Source organism: Mycobacterium sp. (assembly GCF_002863225.1).
Lineage (GTDB): Bacteria > Actinomycetota > Actinomycetes > Mycobacteriales > Mycobacteriaceae > Mycobacterium.
In genome coordinates, this window is the sequence record NZ_PKEK01000039.1 from 94,813 (window position 1) to 111,541 (window position 16,729).

Sequence of the window (16,729 nt, forward strand, 5' to 3'; positions counted from 1 at the left end):
TCGCGACAGCGGCTAGAACTGCCAGTCGTTGGAGCCGTCGTGCCGGGAGTAGGTGCCGCCGCCGGAGTTGGTGACCACGATGGGATCGCCGGCGTTGAAGTTGTCGAAGAACCATCTCGCATTGGCGGGGCTGATGTTGATACAGCCGTGGCTGACGTCGCGCTTGCCTTGGTCGTCGACGGACCAGGGCGCACTGTGCACGTAATCGCCGCTGTCGTCGAACCGGACGGCGAGCTCGACCGTGGTCTTGTAGCCGTAGGTCGAGCTGACCGGAACCCCGTACGTCGAGGAGTCCATCACGACTGACGGCTTCTTCTCTTGGACGTAGTACGTGCCGTTGGGAGTCTGATGCCCACCGGCCGCCATGCCCATCGACATCGGAATCGTCTTCTCCACAACACCATTGCGGGTGATGACCAATTGATGGGTGGGGTCGTCAGCCGTAGCGATCAGGGTGTCGCCGGTCTGGAAGCTGGACACCGCGCCACCGGCATCGACGGTCACCCCGGTGTGTGCCGGCCAGAACGCCAGCGGGCGCCAGCGCAACTGTGTGGGCGACATCCAGTAGAACCTGCCTTCCACCGGTGGATCCGAGGAGACGTGGACGCTGTTTTCGGCTGCACCGGCGTTATCGACGGGTCCGGGGAAGTTGACGATGATCGGCTGCGCCACACCGACGGTCGAGCCGTTGGCAGGGAAGAGCCTTACCGGGGAAGCCGGGGCCGGCTCCGGAGCAGGGTCCGCGACAGCCCCGGGATCGCCGGGAGGCGGATCCGCCAACGCGGGGCCGGTTCCCGGCATCAGCGCCGAAGCTGACAGCAGTATCGACGCCAATCCTGCGGTCTTCACAGCGGTGAGGAGGCTTCCCCTCGTCCAGCCGGACATGTCATCCCCTCCGGTTACTACGTGCGAACAGGTCGCCCTACGACGACGGTGGTCTCAGTGACCCGCGTGAACCAGGTCGACGACGTACTGGTTCACAAAGGTCCCGGCCGGCGGGCCCCCGTTGCAGGATCCGTCGGACTCGCCGGGGCGCTTGATCCATAGGAACGCGTCGACGTGTCCGTTGCCGGTCGCGGTCGTGGGTACTGCGCCCAGCGCCCGGCCGCTGGGGTTGCACCAGTCGAGCTTGGACGTCGGTGCCGGTCCGGCGCCGTTGCGCGACGTGTCGATCACGTAGTGCGCGCCGTTGAGGTGCCCCGAAATCGCGTCGCCGTAACCGATTTCGTCGCCGGTGGTGTAGAAGTTCGCAACGTTGAGGCTGAACCCGCGCGCGTGGCCGACACCGGCCTTGTTGAGTCGGTCGGCCATGTCCTCGGGGCTGTGCCAGAGGATGTGGCCGGCGTCGACGTAGACGGCCGTGCCCGGATTGCGCGACAGTGTGTCGACCGCGTACCGGATCAAGTCGTAGCGCTCTTGGCGCTGGTCACCGGACAGGCAGTCGGCCATGGCAAGCGCATCGGGTTCGACGATGACCCCTGCCCGTGACGCGCCGATCTGGCCGGCAATGCCGTCGATCCATCCGCGGTAGGCGTCGCCGGAGCCCATGCCGCCCGCGGCGTAGCTGCCGCAGTCGCGGTGTGGAATGCCGTAGATCGAGAACACCGGGAGTGCCCCTGCGCCCGCCGCGTCGGCGGTGTACTTCGCCACGGTCGACGCCGACGAACCCGGAACGATCCAGTAGGCCTGCGGCGTGTTGGCGACCGCGGTCAACTCCGGGCTCGGGGGATTGGCCTTCTGCGCAGCGCGCATGGCCGCCGAGGTGGGGTTGACATAGAAAGGCATGCCAGCCAGCGGGTTGGCATCGTCGACCAGGCGCACCGCCGGGGCGGGGCCGACCTGTGCGGGAATCGCGAACAGAAATGCGCCGACTATCAGCGGGAGGATGGTGGCGACAAATCGGGCGGCAGCTGAGAACATCACCCTGCGAAATTAGCGTTCCCGGCCGTCGAACGCGACTTGCCCCCGGTTTGCATGAGGAGGATCCGTCCGACCTCGTCGCGGGTGAGTCGCACCCTTGCTGGTAGAAGCGCTGCCATGCTGACGGGCAAGTGCGGTTGTCCCACAGGGCCGTCGCGGGCCGGCCCATACTACGATCGCAATTCATGACGGAAGGAGCACCCGGAGCGGCGTCCGACGAAGCACAGGCCGGCGAGGTACCACCGCTCGACGTCGAGGGCTCCGGAATCCTTCCCCCTGTCGCTGACCGGGTGCGCCGAGCTTTTTGGTGGCTCGAGCGCGTGGCTCCCGTTCTCGGGTCGCGGTGGGCGGTCGAATTATGGTGTACCCCACCGGTTCTCGAGTCGGCCCTGCGCATGCCGCCCGGTGTGTCCGCGGGCAGGCCGACAGAGGCGTACTGGGATGGCCACCGGGTCGCCGGTGAGGAATGGGGCGAAGGGCCGCCGATCTACCTGGTACATGGTTGGGGCGGCCAGCGCCCGCACTTGGCCGTGTTCGTCAAACCCCTGGTAGAGGCGGGGTACCGGGTCATCGCGTTCGATCTGCCCAGCCACAACGACTCCGACCCGGGTGAGCTCGCCCCCGGGCGTACCACGGCCACCGAGTGCGCTGACGCGATCGCGGCGATGATCGAGGCTCATGGGCCCGCCTACGCGGTGGTAGCTCACTCACTCGGCGCGAATGCGACCGCTCTGGCGGCGGCCCAGGGTGCACCGGTAGGGCGCCTGGTCTTTCTGGCGCCGATGGGCGACTTCCCCCTCTACCTGGACTTGTTCGCCGCACGTCATGGCTTCGGCCGTCGGATCCTCAAGGGTCTGCACCGTCGGCTGGAGAAACGAATCAACATGCCGCTGGAAGAGACGAACATGACGCGGATCGGTCGACGAGCCAACTACCCGCCGCTGCTCCTCATCCACGACCCCGACGACCCGGACAGCCCGTATGCCGCCAGCCAGCGACTGGCCGCGGCATGGCAGGGCGCACGCCTGGTGACGACGCGGGGACTCGGCCGACTCGCTCATTACCGAATCTTGCGTCACCGCCCGGCTATTCGCGCCGGGCTGGAGTTCATCGGCCATCACGCCGCTGACCCGAGCGCCACCGAGCAACCCGCCACGTAGCAGCCGTCCTGGTTCGGCGCAGCGCGTTCGGGGCACACCACCTCCGACATACCTTCCGGCGGGGACGAGCCCGGCGGGACAACGGGGAGGACACGCACATGACGATGCCCAGTGACGCCGCGGACGCGGTCGAGTCGCACGGAACCAACGAAGGTCCTCGTGACCACACGGACGTCGACACCGAACACGACGCCTACGTCGACGACGAGAACGTGCCTCATCCCGGTGACGCCAACGAGGCCAGCTGAACTCGACCACCAGCGGCCCGCGATGCTCTAGAGGTCGAGGGTCAGTCGTCCACCGGACGCCGCTCTGGATATGCAGACCAGCATCATGCCGCTGTCGCGTTCCGGAATGGTCAGGAGAGTGTCGCGGTGTTCGACGTCGCCGTCGAGCACCCGGGTGCGACATGTTCCGCAGAAGCCCTGCTGACATGAATACAGGGGCGTCACCCCTGCCCGCCGCAGCGCCGAGAGCAGGGTTTCTTCGGCGCCGACCCGCAGCGTCGCCCCCGACGAGGCAACGGTGACGTCGAATTCGGTGCCGTCGAGCACCGGGGGCGCGGCGAACCGCTCGAAGTGCAGTTCGACCTCGTCGCGTCCGGCCAGGCCGGTCCTGATGGCGGTCAGCATCGACTGCGGCCCGCAGGCGTACACGGCCGTCCCGTCCGGGCAGTCGCCCAAGAGGTCCTCAGCGGTGGGAACGCCGCAGCGGTCGTCGGTGCGAATTTCAATCCGGCCGCCGAAACGGTCGAGTTCGTCGACGAACGGCAGGCTTTCGCGGCTGCGGCCGGCGTACACCATCGACCACTCGATGCCCAGACGCGCCGCCACGGTCAGCATCGGCAGGATCGGCGTGATGCCGATGCCGCCAGCGATGAACCGCAACCGCCGGGACGGCGAGCCGTAGCCCGGCACAGTCAGCGGAAACGCGTTGCGCGGACCGCTGGTCGTGACCGTCGTGCCGATCTTCAGGGCGTCGTGCACCTCGATGGAGCCACCGCCGCCGTCGGGGATCCGCCGGACCGCGATCCGGTAGGCGTCGGTGACTTCGGGGTCGCCGCACAGCGAGTACTGGCGCACGAGTCCGCTCGGCAGATGGATGTCCAGATGCGAACCCGCGCGCCACGGCGCCAGTCGGCCGGCGCCGGGAGCGGCGAGAGTCAGGGCCACCACGTGTTGGTCGTGGGCGACCACCTGCCGGTCCACCACCGTCAGTGTCACTGTGCGGTCGAATTCGCGCGGCGCCGCCATATTCCGGATGTTTCCCGTCATCGCCCACACTCCGGAGACGGCCGCGTCGATGAAACCGATGAAGACGTCGTGGCGCAGCCGTCCGGAGGTGCTCGACGGCAGCCGCCGGTAGCGGTCGCGAAGCGACATCAAATGTGCGCCGCGCGAGCGGCAGGGGACCGGGCCAGGTAGGCGACCGCCTGCGCTGTCGATCCCATCTGCTCGGGGGTGAATCCGGGCCTGAAGTACGCCAGTGTGTTGGAGCCGAAAAGCTTGCGGTACTTGGGAAGTAGACCCAGTTTGGAATCCCGGGCGCGCAGGCGCTGCGTTTTCCACCACCCGATGTCGACGGTCGGATCGGCCCTCATCAGAAACGAGGCGCCGCGCTGGAAGAACGCATAGATGCCGATCATCGCCATCACCATCGCGCCGATGCGATCGACATAGCTGTCGTGGAAGTAGACCGCGACATCGTGGGCGACGCTGCGGTGCTCGACCTCCTCGCTGCCGTGCCAGCGGAATACGTCGGCCATCGTCGGATCGGCGCCGTAGTCGTCCCAGCTGCAGTTCAGCGCGAAGTCACCCATCACCGCGGTGTAGTGCTCGAGCGCGGCGATGAACCACAGCCGGTCACACAGGTGGTTCATCCGGCGCTTGGGGTCCTCAGACGTCGAGGGGGCCAGCACCTTGGTGAAGATGTACTCCATCTGATCCAGCATCGGCGTGGGATCGACGCCCCGTTCCTCCATGAACTCGTGCAGCAGTCGCTCGTGGACCTCGGCGTGCGCGCCCTCCTGGCCGATGAAGCCCCGCATGTCCTCGGCCAGCTTCGGGTCCTTCACCAACGGGAGCGCCTCGTTGTACGTGGCGACGAACCACCGCTCGGCCGCGGGCAGGATCAGGTTGAGCAGGCCGATCACGTTCGAGGCGACGGGGTGGCCGGGAATCCAATGCAGCGGCACATCGGTGATGTCGAAGTGCACCTTGCGGGCCTGCAGCTGAACCGGACCTGGATCGACCTCGTCGGCCGAACGGCTCGATCGTGTCATCGCCGACCTCCCTGCTTGGGACTTCTCACCAGGGCGCGCCACCACCACCTTCAAATCCAACGGCCACACTTCTCGACCTGGACTATGTAGCGAAGGCTAACAGGCTTTCGCGACAGGTAGAAGCGCTGCCGACGCAGCCAGGCGGTTGTTGTCGCGGGAACTGTTGTGGCCCAACGCCATCACGTCATGGACATCGAATGTCAACGCTCGACGGCGGTGAGAAGATCCGGCTAGGTCCGTGGTCGGAGTATGCGTTTCAGCAACGATGCTTCGGGGTCGCGGCTCTGCTCTGTCTGCAGGAACTCGATTCCGCCTTCGACTGATCGACGAACGCGTTCCCGTAGACGACGAACGACGCGGTCGTCGTCGTGGCGCCCGACCAGCTCGGCAGTGGAAATGGGCGAACCGAACCAGTAGTACTGACGCGTCGGTCGCGGAATCGGCGTCGGCCCGACCCCACGCACCACCGGCCACAGATCGGGGCTCCCCGTGATCTTTTCGAAGGCGAACCGGATCGGCGCGAGCGCCGGGTTTTCGGCATCGATGACGATGTCGAGCGACTCTTCGGCACCGACCGAGGCGAAGGGGACGATCGGGTAGTCGTGCTTGATAGCCAAGCGGGCGAACCCGAGTCGGTTCTTCCAGATCAATTGGTACTGCTCACCTTTGAGCTTTGACACCTCGCGCCCACCGCCGGGGAAGACGAGGATGTTGGCCCCCTCGACCATCAACGCTTCGGTAATCGCGCGGGTGCCGTCCACCACGCCTACGGCGAGCAGGAACTCACGCCAGAGCGGGAGCTTGAAGTGCGCGTGGTCGCCGAGGAGCCGCATCGTCACGCCCCGTTCCCACAATTCCGCAAGGATCAGGGGAAGGTCGAGGAGACCCATGAGTGTGTGGTTGCCGACGAACAACGCCCCGTCGGCGGTCACGTCGTCCAGGCCGTACACCTTCGGCTGTATCAGCCGTCGCAGCGGAGCCAGGGCCGCCAACGCCCGCGCGATCACCTCGCCCGACGGTGGATCGGATACCGATACCGCTGCGCTCACATCAGCGATTCCGTCGACAGTGCGGATCCGTGCTGTGTGGCGGTCGTCAGAACCTCGCGCCGCAAGAGTTCCCGCTCCTGCGGCGTCCACCGCGTGGTCGGTTCCAGTACCAGGGAATCGACTCGGTACCCGAGCAGGGTGAATACGTACTCCAGGTAGGGCAATTGGAAGTCACGGAGTTCGGGATGCCTACCGTCGTAGGCGCTGCTTCGGGTCAGGATGAGGTGCACGGGTCGATTCGCGCCGAGGGTGCCGACGTGCCGGCCCTCGGCGTCGACGGTGAACGTCAGCAGTGGTTGGACGATGACGTCGATCCAGTTCTTCAGCGGCGCCGGTATCGACCAGTTCCACATCGGCGAGGACACCACGATGCGATCGCAGCCTTGGACGCGGTCGATCTCGGCGCCGACCCGGTCCCATACGTGTTGCTGCTCAGGCGATAACGACTCTCCCAGCAGCGGCGCGAATTTCGCCAGAGCGGCATCCCGCTGGAATGTCAGCACATCATCGGACCAAAGGTCGACGTGGTCCACCGCGCCGATGGCCGTACCGCCGGCCGCCTCCAGGAAGGCACGCGCGGCGGCAGAAGACAACGAATGCTCGCCCTTCGGTGACGCCTCGATCCAGAGTGTCCGCATCAGTTGACCGTCTGCCGGTCCGATTCCACCGCACCCACCGTGAAGCACATGGCCCGGAACCTAACATACCTAAAGGTATGGATTGCGGTGCAGGGATCGATTTCGAGCGCTCAAGCCGACGAGGCGGCTACGCAGATGGTGCGATGCGGGTCGCGGCCAGGGTGATGGGCACCCGCAGAATCTTGGAGATCGCGCACAGTCGCCGTGCGTCGTCGGCGATTTGTTGAAACTGCGCCTCGGTGGCGCCGGGTAGTTCGGCGTGGACGATCAAGTGGATGCCATCCACGGAGTAGCCGTGCCCGTCGGAGCCCTGGCTGTCGGTTCCCATGGTGAGCTGAGCGGTAGTTGTGATCGACTCCACCGCCAACTCGTTCTTACGAGCGATGTTGGCCAACGCGTGGTTGTAGCAGCCGGCGTGACCGGTCGCCAGCAATTCTTCGGGGATGGCTCCTGGTGCCCCTTCGAACCGGCTGGCGAAGGTGTAAGGCGCCCCCTGGATAGTTTTGCTGGTGTCGGTGGACAAGGTGCCGGTTCCGTCGAAGAACGACCCATTCCATTGTGAAGTGCCGGCGACGGTGGTCATCGTGCTCCTTGTCGAGGGTTTGAAGGGCATGGCGCTCAAGAGGGGAGGGCGTCGACCACGTCGGCGATGTTCCGGCCGAGGCGGTACTCGATCTCCGACTTCTGTTGCAGCCCTTGGTCGAACAGGGCATTGGTCAGGTTCTGAAATCCGGGCCGGACGGCGGCCGCCCAGAACGCGTCGGAGTGCAGCGGGAACTCCGTGTCGGGCAAGCGGGTGTATTTGTTGACGAATTGCTTGATCTCCCCGATCGCGCGGTGGTCCCAGCGTGAGACGCGCCGGGCGTAATCGTCGACGAAGGCGGTGAAGTCGGCGTCGGCGATGGCACGGTTGACATAGCCGTAGAGTTCGGCAGTCTGACCGTCGAAATCGCCTCCACCCAGCAAGATTTCGAAAGCTCGACCTCGACCGACCAGCGCTGGGAGGCGCCCGGCGGCACCACCGCCGGGAACGGCGCCGAAGCCTATCTCCATCTGGCCGAGAAGCGCCTTTTCGCGGCTGGCGAATCGGATGTCGGTTGCGAGCGCGAATTCGCTGCCCGCACCGCGGGCGATGCCACGTATAGCACTGATCGTCACTGCGGCGAGCTTGCTGATCCGGACGGTGATGTCGACCCATGCGGCGTACCCGGTTGGGCTCGGAAGTGCCTCTGAGGCAGCGTGATCGGCCGCGAGATCGTAGTGGGCCAGAAAGAATTCCGGGTCCGCGCTGTCGAAGAGGACGACGTTGACGAAGTCGTTGGACTCCAATTCGGTGAGCAGGTCCTTGAGGTCTCGGATCAGTTCGGTGCCGATGACGTTGACCGGGGGATTATCGAAGGTCACTCGCCAGAACGTGGGTGACTCCGCAGTCAACCGGAGGTGGGTCGGTGTGAACTCGTCGCTGAAGGGCATACCGCGACCGTAGACCTCATACTTTGAAAATACAAGCCTGATGAGTGCATCAGCATTGGCCGGGGCAGCTCCTCCGTCGCTCGGTCAGATGCATTCCAAGATCCAATCTCGTTGGTGCGCAAATCAACCGGACCTACCACCTAAGATCGCTGTCGCAGACGTAACGGCAGGTTCAGGTAGGAATTGACGCACGCGGTTTCAAATACAAGGACCATCCGGTATCCGAGGCGTCACCCGTCAGGCCTACCAGCTGTACGCGGAGTGGCGCGCGGTTAACGACTAGTGCCTATTCGAGGAACCAGGCCAGCAAAGGTTTTTCGACTCAGTTGTAGCCGCTTTGCCGACCACACCCCGCCTCATCTGGCTGAGCGTCAACGGTCCGCTACCCACCTGACTTGATTGAGCCAAGCTAGGTAGGTACCTTCGACGAGGTGGCAACGAAGAAAGTCGACGATTGGCAGTGTTCGGTCGCACGAAGCATCACCGTGCTGGGCGAGCGCTGGACGATCCTGATTCTGCGCGAGGCCTTACTCGGCACCACTCGCTTTGTCGATTTCGAACGTAACCTCGGACTGCCCTCGGACCGGCTCGCCGATCGCCTGGCGACACTTGTCGAGTACGGCGTGATGACAAAGGAGTCTTACCAACAACCTGGCCAGCGCCGCCGTCCCTCCTATCATTTGACGTCCGCCGGTCGCGACCTGCACGTGTTGATCGGCGCGCTACAGCAGTGGGGCGATCAGTATCTGCCCCGCCCCGAAGGACCCACCATGGTGCGTAAGGCCAAACGGACGGAACGCCCCGTCCACGTGGCGTTCATCGACGACCTCGGCTACGAGGTCCCCGCCGACGACGTCGCGACCATTCCCACCGGAAAGTAGACAGCCAAATCGAATTGGCTATAGGCTTCTCCTCGATCGAGTAACAGGAGGGTTCTCACGCCTGCTGTTCGCGGCCCGGAATGTGCTCGTCGCGATACGCCTCGAGGCGGTCCGTCCAGACATGCACAACACCGGGGTCGGCGAAGCTCGCGGTAAAGCTGTTGTGGGCCAACGAGAGCACGTCATTGACATCCAGCGCCAACGCCTCGGTGGCGGCCAAGTAATTGGCGTTGACGTAGCCGCCGAAGAAGGGTGGGTCGTCGGAGTTGATCGTCACCCGCACGCCCGCATGCAGTAGTCGCCGCAAAGGATGCGAACTCAGGTCGCGCACCACCCCGAGGGCCAGATTCGACAGTGGGCACATGGTGAGCGCGATGCCGGTGTCGGCAAGCCGCCGGATCAGAGCGGTGCCTCCGGCGGCCGCGACGCCGTGGTCGATCCGATCGGGTTGGCAGAGGTCCAGTGCTTCGGTGACGTAGGAGGCCGGCGTCCCCTCGCCCGCATGCACGGTGGTCCGATAGCCGCGGGCGCGCGCCCGGTCGAAGTAGCGCGCGAATTTGCCGGGCGGATGGCCTGATTCGGCCGATCCGAGGCCCACCCCGAGGATGCGCTCGGCCCAGGGTTCCAAGAGATCGAGTAGCTCCAGCCCTTCTGCCTCGGGACGTTGGCGCTGAGCTGTGCAGATCACCTGACCGTCGATGCCCCACTGACTTCGGGCGTCGTCGACTGCCTGGAACACACCCTCGAGTTGATCGGAGATCGGGACGCCGAGGTCGAGGAAAGTCTGTGCGCCATAGAACATTTCGGTGCGCAGGACGTTCTCGTGGGCAGCGCGTTCTAGATACGCCAAGGTGAGGTCGTAGAAATCCTGCTGACGGCGCAACACCTCGCCCACCCGGAACAACACCGCGAGGAAATCTTCCAGGCTGCTGAAACGATAGGCGGCCCGAATCTCCTCGACCGATCGCCACGGCAGGTCGACCCCGTTCGCCCGGGCCGCGCGCAGCATCATCTCCGGCTCGAGCGTCCCCTCCAGGTGAACGTGCAGTTCCGCTTTGGGCATGCCGGCGAGGAACTCGGCACTCACGTTCACTGCGGGAGGAGCGGGTGTCACGGAACGCGGGCGATGGTGATGTCCAAGGGGTGCGGCACCAGACCGGGTCGGCCGGGCAGCGAGATGTCGCGCAGATAGTCGAGCAACTGCTCGCGTGCTGCGGGCCCCAGCGCCGATGTGCGCGCGCCGACCAGGAAGTCGAGCACCGCTTCCCCACGCCCGAGGGGATCCGCCAGGGCGTCGCGCAGGTCAAGACACCCGACAAGCGTCTCCGCCTGGATCTGAAGGCCGCGCATGTCGAGCTCGGCGCGGACGTCGTCGGCGAACCACGGCCGCCGCGTCCTCCAGGGGCAGAGCAACTCGGTGAGTACGCACAGCGGCTGCAGCGGTGCGGTGGCGGCCAGCAGCAGTCCACCGGGCCGAACCATGCTCAGGCCTTGGTCAAGCGCAGCTGACAGGTCATCGACGTAGTACAGCGAATGGACGAAGTGGACCAGATCGGCTGGAGGGCCGACGGTGTGATCGGCGAAATACTCCATGACGACGGTGTGGGTGAGTTCCGGGGCGCCGAGCGCGGTCAGCCGGCCGGTGAACCGCACCGCCGACGGACCATGCGGCTCGACCCCCGTGTAGTGCACCCGGCGGCCATCCGCGGCGAGCGCCGCAGCGAGCGGAGCGTCGATGCTGCCGTCCCCGACGCCGACTCCCACGATCCGCACCGGATCGCAGTCGGCCAGTAGCGGCGGCAGCTCTCTGACGAGCCAATCCTGCAAAAGCGGGCGCTGGTCGCTGGCCGCCTCCCACTGCGCGTGCGTGTCTGCGTATCGCTCGTCCGACAAAGCGGGCAACGCCGGCCGGTCGCGCACCTGCTCCCTGAGTAGGTCCAATGGGATGGGTTGGCTGCGCACGGTCACGCGCGCGTGTTCCCTGCATCGGGCCAGGGCAAACCGTGGCGGGCGGCTCTGCAGGCGACGGCCGCCCGGGACCCGTGGTTATGGTGAGGGATGACCCCACCTGACACTGCGCGCCGCAGCCTGGACCATTGGAGCGAGGCCGGACGGGCCGAGATGGAGTCCTTCTACGCGCTCGCCACAGAGGACTACCGTCAGCTCGCCGCTTCCCGCGACTGGGGCGACGACCTGAGCAAGCACGCGGTCGACGATCGACTGCGGTTGCTCGACGTCGCCTGTGGGAGTGGAAAATTCCCGACGGCGCTGCTCGCTGCCGGTCTGCCGGCGCAGCCAGTCGTCGAGGTGGACCTGCTCGACCCGTCCGCATTCAGCATCGCTGAGGCACGCGCGACACTCGCCCCGCCGTTCGTCGCCGCCGCAGAGCACGAGGTGTTCCTGCAGGACTTCTCCGGTGCCGGATATGACGTGGCCTGGGCCATGCATGCGCTGTATGCGTTGCCGCCCGGTGAACTCGCCGCCGGCGTGGCCCGGATGGTGGCGGCACTGCGCCCCGGAGGTTTCGGGGTGGTCGCGCAGGCATCGTCCAGTTCGCACTATCTGGCCTTCTATGACGCTTACCGCGCGGCGTTCGCCCCCGACGCCACGCCCTACACCGATGCCGAAGGTGTAGCTTCGGCACTCCGTGCAGCAGGGGCGCCGATTGAGGTGCAGGTAATTCATTACCGCACCGGGTCAGGCGATCGGGCGGTCGTCGAAGGGTTCCTCCAGCGCTGCGCGTTCGACGATGCCGTGTCGCTGGACGAGATGGAGCGTCGAGAGCCGCTAGCCGCTTATCTAGCTGGATGCCGAGAACCCAACGGCGACTACGAGTTCCGGCATGAGGCGCACCTGATCACCTGGGAGCAGCCATGATTCGTAACCCGTATCTATCGGAGTCGACGGCGGCGGGCGCTGCCTCTGACGTCGCCGTCGAGTGGGACCGCGGCAACGATCAGTGGTGGGACTGGTACATGTCGCTCGCAGATGGCCCCACTCCCGACGGCCCGCTGATCGATCCGCCTGTGCACGATCCCGGCCCGCTGCCTTCCGACGACGAGGTCGCAGCTGAGCTGGCCGAGCCGTATCCGGTCACGGCGGCGCAGGTCGAGCGTTTTCGCGCGGAGTCGTTCATCAAGTTGCCCGGTGTGCTGACACCAGGCGCGGTGGAACGGATCCGGGTTCGGATGCGCACGATGCTCGATGCCGCGGTCGACCCCTCGGTGGGCTTCCAGAGTCTGGAAATGATGTGGCTGCAGGACGATCTGATGTACGCCGCAGTCGTCTCGCCGCGCATCGGCTCCATTTGTGCGGCGCTCCTTGGGACCCACCAGGTGCGGCTCTATCACGACAACGCGCTGTCTAAGGAACCAGGTGCTGGGCGCACGCCGTGGCATTACGACGCCCATCATTTTCCGCTCGATTCACCGGATGTGCTGACGGCGTGGATCCCCTTGCAACCCACCCCGCGCGAGATGGGGCCGCTCGCGTTCGCGCGCGGCGCGGACGTCGGGTCTTTGGTTGCCGACATCGAATTCGACAAGCACGGAACGTCGTATGACCGGGGTGTGTCGGACGCGTTCCGCAGCCACGGCGTGCGGGTGGAGGACGGACCGTTCGCCGCGGGCGAGGTCAGCTTCCACGCCGCGAGCTGCTTCCACACGGCCGGGGCCAATCGCACGAGCGTCGCACGAATGGCGTTGGCCACCACGTACTTTGCCGACGGAGTGCGGGTGGTGCCCAGCCCGACCATGGTGAGCGGCGACTGGCGCAAGTTCATTCCCGGCGCCGAGCCCGGCCAGGTGGTGAACAGTCCGCACAATCCTCTGCTGCCCCTACCGGTACGAGCCTGACCCGTGGCACGGAACGAAGACGTCAAGATCTGCGCGGCCTGCGGGCGCCCGTTCGCCAACCGCAAGAAATGGCGACGACGGGGCCAATGGGATCAGGTGATCTACTGCTCGCAGCGTTGCCAGAAATCGGCGAAGAGGATCAGCCCGTGAGGGCGCGCGCGGCGGGCGGTGTCAATCTTGATTGTGGGCGGCGACCGGATCGGTGCCTGATGGTGCGAGACCGAGCGCCGATTGAAGGGCGATCAGGGCAGGTATGGCCGCAGTGATCGCAGCGCGATGAGAAGCGGTGAGTTGGCCCAGCGCTTCGGACAGCAGGCGCTCGCTGGCGGTGTCGTATCGCTGCAGGAGTCGCGCTGCATGGCGGGTGACGGTGACGTGAACGACCCGCGCGTCGTCGTCGCTGCGGTTCAACGCGAGTAAGCGGTCTCGTTTCATTGTCTGGATCACGTTGCTGACCGTCGGTCGCGCCAACCCGAGCCGATCCGCGATCGCCCGCGGAGTGATCTCGGGATCGCTCGCCACGGTCCGCAGAATCTCGATGTGTGCGTCAGGTAGGTCGGGCAGCCCCGCGGTTGCTCGAGTCGCCCTCAACACCACCCGGCGCAGTGGGCCCAGGATGCGAGAAAGCTCCGCAGCGGTGCTCGGACGGGACAGGTCAGCCAAAGGTTCCTCACAAAACTATTTTGTTCTAAACTCATCTTATGCCTGACAACCACAATGTGCACCCATCCGACGACGGTGACGCCCGCGGTCTGGTCGGACAGCACTTCATCTACACCTACGCCAACGGGTGGCAATACGAGATGTACGTCAAGAATCTCACCACCATCGACTACCGCATCCATTCCGGGCACGTCGGCGGTCGTTGGGTACGCAACCAAACTGTCGATCTCGTCGCGCTGGCCGCTGGTGTGTACAAGATCTCGTGGACCGAGCCCACCGGCACCAGCGTCGTCGTCGACGTGTTGCCCGCTCTGCGCCGGTTGCACGGAACGATCTTCTTCCCCGAATGGATCCGCGCCGACGGGCACAAGACGGTGCTCTATCAAAACGACCATCTCGACGAGATGCGCGCCTACCGCGACACCGGTCCTACCTACCCGATATACGTGGTGCCCGAGTTCGCGACCATCACTTTCATCGAAAATGTTGGTGCCGACGACGAATCGATCATCAACGTTGCGCCTGACGCGCTGCCCGCCGGGTTTGCCGACCGCCGGAACTGACCGTCAGTGCCACGGCAACCCATGATCTGCTGCGAGGACCGTTGACCGCCGAAGCTCCACTGTTGCTACTGCACGGAGTCACCATGTCGGCGGCAGCCTGGACCACAGTGGCGCCGCTGCTCGAAGACCGCTTCGACCTCATCGTGCCCACTCTCGCGGGGCACCGCGGCGGCGAGCCGACGGTGGTGCCGGCTTCGATCAGCATCCTGACGGACTCCGTAGAGCGACTGCTCGATAGCCGCGACCTGGACACCGTGCATGTCGCCGGTAATTCGATGGGTGGGTGGATCGCCATCGAGCTCGCTCGCCGAGGCCGCGCGGCCTCGGTGTGCGCCCTGTCGCCGGCTGGTCTATGGGCTACCGGAGACCCTAAAGATCGCAGCCGAAACATCCTGCGCTGCATGAGAACACTGGCCGTCGCGACCCGTCGCCTCACGCCGCCGCTGCTCCGCTTTGCCGCGGTACGGCGTCTCGTGATGTTCGCGATCGCGGTGCATGCAGAGCGTCTGACATTTGAGCAGGCCGTGGTCGCCTTCGAGGACTTGGTCGGCTGCTCGGCCGCTGAGGACCTGTTGAACACTGCGGAATACCTGGCGCCGCTGGAATCGCTTCCCTGCCCGATCACCATCGCCTGGTCAGGCAACGACCGCATCTTCCCGCCCGGCTCCTATCTGCAGACCGCACGCGAAAGGCTGCCTCACGCGCGGGTCATCGTGCTGCCCGGCGTCGGCCACGTTCCGATGATCGACGCCCCCGAACTCTGCGCCGACACGATCATCGGGTCCATCGGAGGGGAGCCGATGCCGTGACACCCGCCGCCGAACCTGTTGCGAATAGCCCGATGCTGCAGCATGTTTTGCGGCTGCGGGTCACCGTGGCAGAAGGGATCGAGATCGGGCCGACCCCGCTGGGTCATCGACGCGTCGTTCCCATCACCGGAGGCCGTGTCGAGGGACCGTTGATGACCGGACGGGTGTTACCGGGTGGCAACGATGTCCAGTACGTCCGCAGCCCGACGGAAACGTCGGTGCTGGCCACCTACGTTCTGGAATCAGACGAAGGTGAAACAGTGCTGGTGAGGAATGCAGGAATCCGTTGTGGCACAGCAGAAGACATCGGACGGCTGCTACGCGATCAACCGGTGGACCCCACCCGCATCTACTTCCGTAGTACGCCGACCTTCGAAACCGCGGCACCCCGGTTGAGCCGGTTGAACAACCACGTCTTCGTCGGCACCGGCACCCGCACCCCCGGACTGGTCTGCTTCGACTTCTTCGAAGTCCAGTGACCCGCCGCTGTCAACCGAGACGTTGACGGCCCGGCAATCATCGCGGGAGGATGTGATGCTCGATGGCGCCGATGCCGTCAATCGTCAACGTGACGGTGTCGCCGGGCTGTAACCAATTTCCGGTCTCCATGCCGCTGCCACCGGGAAGGGTTCCCGTGCCGAACAATTCACCGGGCAGCAGGCGTTCGCTGCGAGACGCGTGCGCAAGCACGTCTCCCACGCTGTGCGTCATCCCGGCACTGGACACGGTGGACACCGTCGTGCCGTTGATGGCCACCGTCCCCCGCAGATTGTCCAGGCGCGGCAATACCTCGTCCGCGGTGACGGCCACCTCGGAGAGCGAACTGGCGAAGTGTTTGGCCTTCTGCGGGCCGAAACCAGTTGCCATCTCCGCTCTTTGCACATCGCGTGCACTGAAGTCGTTGAGGACGACGAATGCTCCGATGGCGTCGAGCGCTTCGGCCGGCGTGGCATTGAACAACGGCTGTGCCAACACGAAGCCGAGCTCGAGTTCGTAGTCCAGTGCGTCGCTGTAGGACGGCACCTCGATCGGGGTGCCGGACGGCACGAAGGTCAACGCGTTCGACATGTAGTACACCGGCTGGGAATGCCAGAGCCGACCGGGCTTGAGCATGGGGAACGTACGTCGTGTGACAGCCTCGACGGCTCGGATCAACCGATACTGGCCCGGGTGGAAACGGCGAACCAAACCGCGCGCGGCGTCCACGGCATGCCGCTCGTAGAGCATGAAATCGCGAAACGACGCCGGCTGAAACGGCAGTAGCGACTCGCTGAGCGTCAAAGATTGCTCAGCTCTTGCCAATTCCCAGCCGGCGTCGAACACCTGTCCGCCGACCGCAGACCGATCGGGGTGGGGCTCCCACGCTCCGGTTCCCTGCAATGCCTGCAGTTCGAGACCGCTGTCGGTTCGCACCCGACGCAACTTCATCTAGACCTCG

At 65.4% G+C, this 16,729-nt stretch carries 21 protein-coding genes; 9 read left to right on the forward strand and 12 right to left on the reverse strand.

Annotated features, from left to right (window positions below; translation table 11 throughout):
* Positions 1-12: 12 nt before the first annotated feature.
* Together CYU59_RS09505 and CYU59_RS09510 are read right to left on the reverse strand one after the other, a co-directional pair.
* The gene (locus tag CYU59_RS09505; RefSeq protein ID WP_292988553.1) at positions 13-885 is read right to left on the reverse strand and encodes a L,D-transpeptidase; all 873 of its coding nucleotides are present in this window, start codon (positions 883-885) and stop codon (positions 13-15) included.
* Between the two features lie 54 nt (positions 886-939).
* Positions 940-1,920 carry a glycoside hydrolase family 6 protein gene (locus CYU59_RS09510; protein ID WP_292989026.1) on the reverse strand — a complete coding sequence of 327 codons (981 nt, stop codon included), beginning with the start codon at positions 1,918-1,920 and terminating at the stop codon, positions 940-942.
* A 185-nt stretch (positions 1,921-2,105) separates the two neighbouring features.
* On the opposite strand from CYU59_RS09510, the gene CYU59_RS09515 reads away from it, so the two are divergent.
* Complete coding sequence (locus CYU59_RS09515) at positions 2,106-3,080, forward strand: alpha/beta hydrolase (RefSeq protein ID WP_292988555.1); 975 nt, start codon at positions 2,106-2,108, stop codon at positions 3,078-3,080.
* Between the two features lie 98 nt (positions 3,081-3,178).
* Positions 3,179-3,328, forward strand: coding sequence for a hypothetical protein (locus CYU59_RS09520; RefSeq protein WP_292988557.1), 150 nt, complete (start codon positions 3,179-3,181; stop codon positions 3,326-3,328).
* Between the two features lie 27 nt (positions 3,329-3,355).
* Here the strand turns inward: CYU59_RS09520 and CYU59_RS09525 are convergent, their stop codons facing one another.
* From CYU59_RS09525 to CYU59_RS09550, 6 genes are all read right to left on the reverse strand, one after another.
* Complete coding sequence (locus CYU59_RS09525; protein WP_292988559.1) at positions 3,356-4,462, reverse strand: PDR/VanB family oxidoreductase; 1,107 nt, start codon at positions 4,460-4,462, stop codon at positions 3,356-3,358.
* Positions 4,462-5,361, reverse strand: a complete 900-nt coding sequence (locus tag CYU59_RS09530; RefSeq protein WP_292988561.1) for a metal-dependent hydrolase — start codon at positions 5,359-5,361, stop codon at positions 4,462-4,464. The genes CYU59_RS09525 and CYU59_RS09530 overlap by 1 nt, the downstream gene beginning before the upstream one ends.
* A 230-nt stretch (positions 5,362-5,591) precedes the next feature.
* Positions 5,592-6,410, reverse strand: coding sequence for a lysophospholipid acyltransferase family protein (locus CYU59_RS09535; protein ID WP_292988563.1), 819 nt, complete (start codon positions 6,408-6,410; stop codon positions 5,592-5,594).
* Positions 6,407-7,048 carry an NAD(P)H-dependent oxidoreductase gene (locus tag CYU59_RS09540; protein ID WP_292988565.1) on the reverse strand — a complete coding sequence of 214 codons (642 nt, stop codon included), beginning with the start codon at positions 7,046-7,048 and terminating at the stop codon, positions 6,407-6,409. Before CYU59_RS09540 ends, CYU59_RS09535 begins: the two co-directional genes overlap by 4 nt.
* 127 nt (positions 7,049-7,175) lie before the next feature.
* Positions 7,176-7,631 carry an OsmC family peroxiredoxin gene (locus tag CYU59_RS09545; RefSeq protein WP_292988566.1) on the reverse strand — a complete coding sequence of 152 codons (456 nt, stop codon included), beginning with the start codon at positions 7,629-7,631 and terminating at the stop codon, positions 7,176-7,178.
* A 35-nt stretch (positions 7,632-7,666) separates the two neighbouring features.
* Positions 7,667-8,521, reverse strand: a complete 855-nt coding sequence (locus tag CYU59_RS09550; RefSeq protein ID WP_292988567.1) for an enoyl-CoA hydratase/isomerase family protein — start codon at positions 8,519-8,521, stop codon at positions 7,667-7,669.
* Between the two features lie 431 nt (positions 8,522-8,952).
* Here CYU59_RS09550 and CYU59_RS09555 point away from each other — a divergent pair, with 431 nt between their 5' ends.
* Positions 8,953-9,402 carry a helix-turn-helix domain-containing protein gene (locus CYU59_RS09555; protein WP_292988568.1) on the forward strand — a complete coding sequence of 150 codons (450 nt, stop codon included), beginning with the start codon at positions 8,953-8,955 and terminating at the stop codon, positions 9,400-9,402.
* A 55-nt stretch (positions 9,403-9,457) separates the two neighbouring features.
* On the opposite strand, the gene add is transcribed toward CYU59_RS09555, so the two are convergent.
* Positions 9,458-10,489, reverse strand: a complete 1,032-nt coding sequence (gene add / locus CYU59_RS09560; RefSeq protein ID WP_292988569.1) for an adenosine deaminase — start codon at positions 10,487-10,489, stop codon at positions 9,458-9,460.
* Between the two features lie 23 nt (positions 10,490-10,512).
* Positions 10,513-11,370, reverse strand: coding sequence for a methyltransferase domain-containing protein (locus tag CYU59_RS09565; RefSeq protein WP_292988571.1), 858 nt, complete (start codon positions 11,368-11,370; stop codon positions 10,513-10,515).
* 90 nt (positions 11,371-11,460) lie between these two features.
* On the opposite strand from CYU59_RS09565, the gene CYU59_RS09570 reads away from it, so the two are divergent.
* Genes CYU59_RS09570 through CYU59_RS09580 form a run of 3 tightly spaced genes read left to right on the forward strand, consistent with a single transcriptional unit; the run spans position 11,461 to position 13,406 of the window.
* Entirely contained in the window at positions 11,461-12,279 is an 819-nt protein-coding gene (locus CYU59_RS09570; RefSeq protein WP_292988573.1) for a class I SAM-dependent methyltransferase, read from the forward strand.
* Positions 12,276-13,256 (forward strand): phytanoyl-CoA dioxygenase family protein, encoded by a 981-nt coding sequence (locus CYU59_RS09575; protein ID WP_292988575.1) that lies wholly within the window; start codon positions 12,276-12,278, stop codon positions 13,254-13,256. Before CYU59_RS09570 ends, CYU59_RS09575 begins: the two co-directional genes overlap by 4 nt.
* Positions 13,257-13,259: 3 nt before the next feature.
* Entirely contained in the window at positions 13,260-13,406 is a 147-nt protein-coding gene (locus CYU59_RS09580; protein WP_292988577.1) for a DUF2256 domain-containing protein, read from the forward strand.
* 21 nt (positions 13,407-13,427) lie between these two features.
* Here CYU59_RS09580 and CYU59_RS09585 read toward each other — a convergent pair whose 3' ends face one another.
* Positions 13,428-13,919, reverse strand: coding sequence for a MarR family winged helix-turn-helix transcriptional regulator (locus tag CYU59_RS09585; RefSeq protein WP_292988579.1), 492 nt, complete (start codon positions 13,917-13,919; stop codon positions 13,428-13,430).
* A 38-nt stretch (positions 13,920-13,957) separates the two neighbouring features.
* Here CYU59_RS09585 and CYU59_RS09590 point away from each other — a divergent pair, with 38 nt between their 5' ends.
* From CYU59_RS09590 to CYU59_RS09600, 3 genes are all read left to right on the forward strand, one after another.
* Entirely contained in the window at positions 13,958-14,482 is a 525-nt protein-coding gene (locus CYU59_RS09590; RefSeq protein WP_292988581.1) for a phenolic acid decarboxylase, read from the forward strand.
* Between the two features lie 62 nt (positions 14,483-14,544).
* Entirely contained in the window at positions 14,545-15,291 is a 747-nt protein-coding gene (locus CYU59_RS09595; protein WP_292989028.1) for an alpha/beta hydrolase, read from the forward strand.
* A gap of 32 nt (positions 15,292-15,323) precedes the next feature.
* Positions 15,324-15,770: a DUF3237 family protein gene (locus CYU59_RS09600; protein WP_292988583.1), complete on the forward strand. Its 447-nt coding sequence runs from the start codon at positions 15,324-15,326 to the stop codon at positions 15,768-15,770.
* Positions 15,771-15,807: 37 nt separating this feature from the next.
* Here CYU59_RS09600 and CYU59_RS09605 read toward each other — a convergent pair whose 3' ends face one another.
* Positions 15,808-16,719, reverse strand: a complete 912-nt coding sequence (locus tag CYU59_RS09605) for a fumarylacetoacetate hydrolase family protein (protein WP_292988585.1) — start codon at positions 16,717-16,719, stop codon at positions 15,808-15,810.
* Positions 16,720-16,729 lie beyond the last annotated feature (10 nt).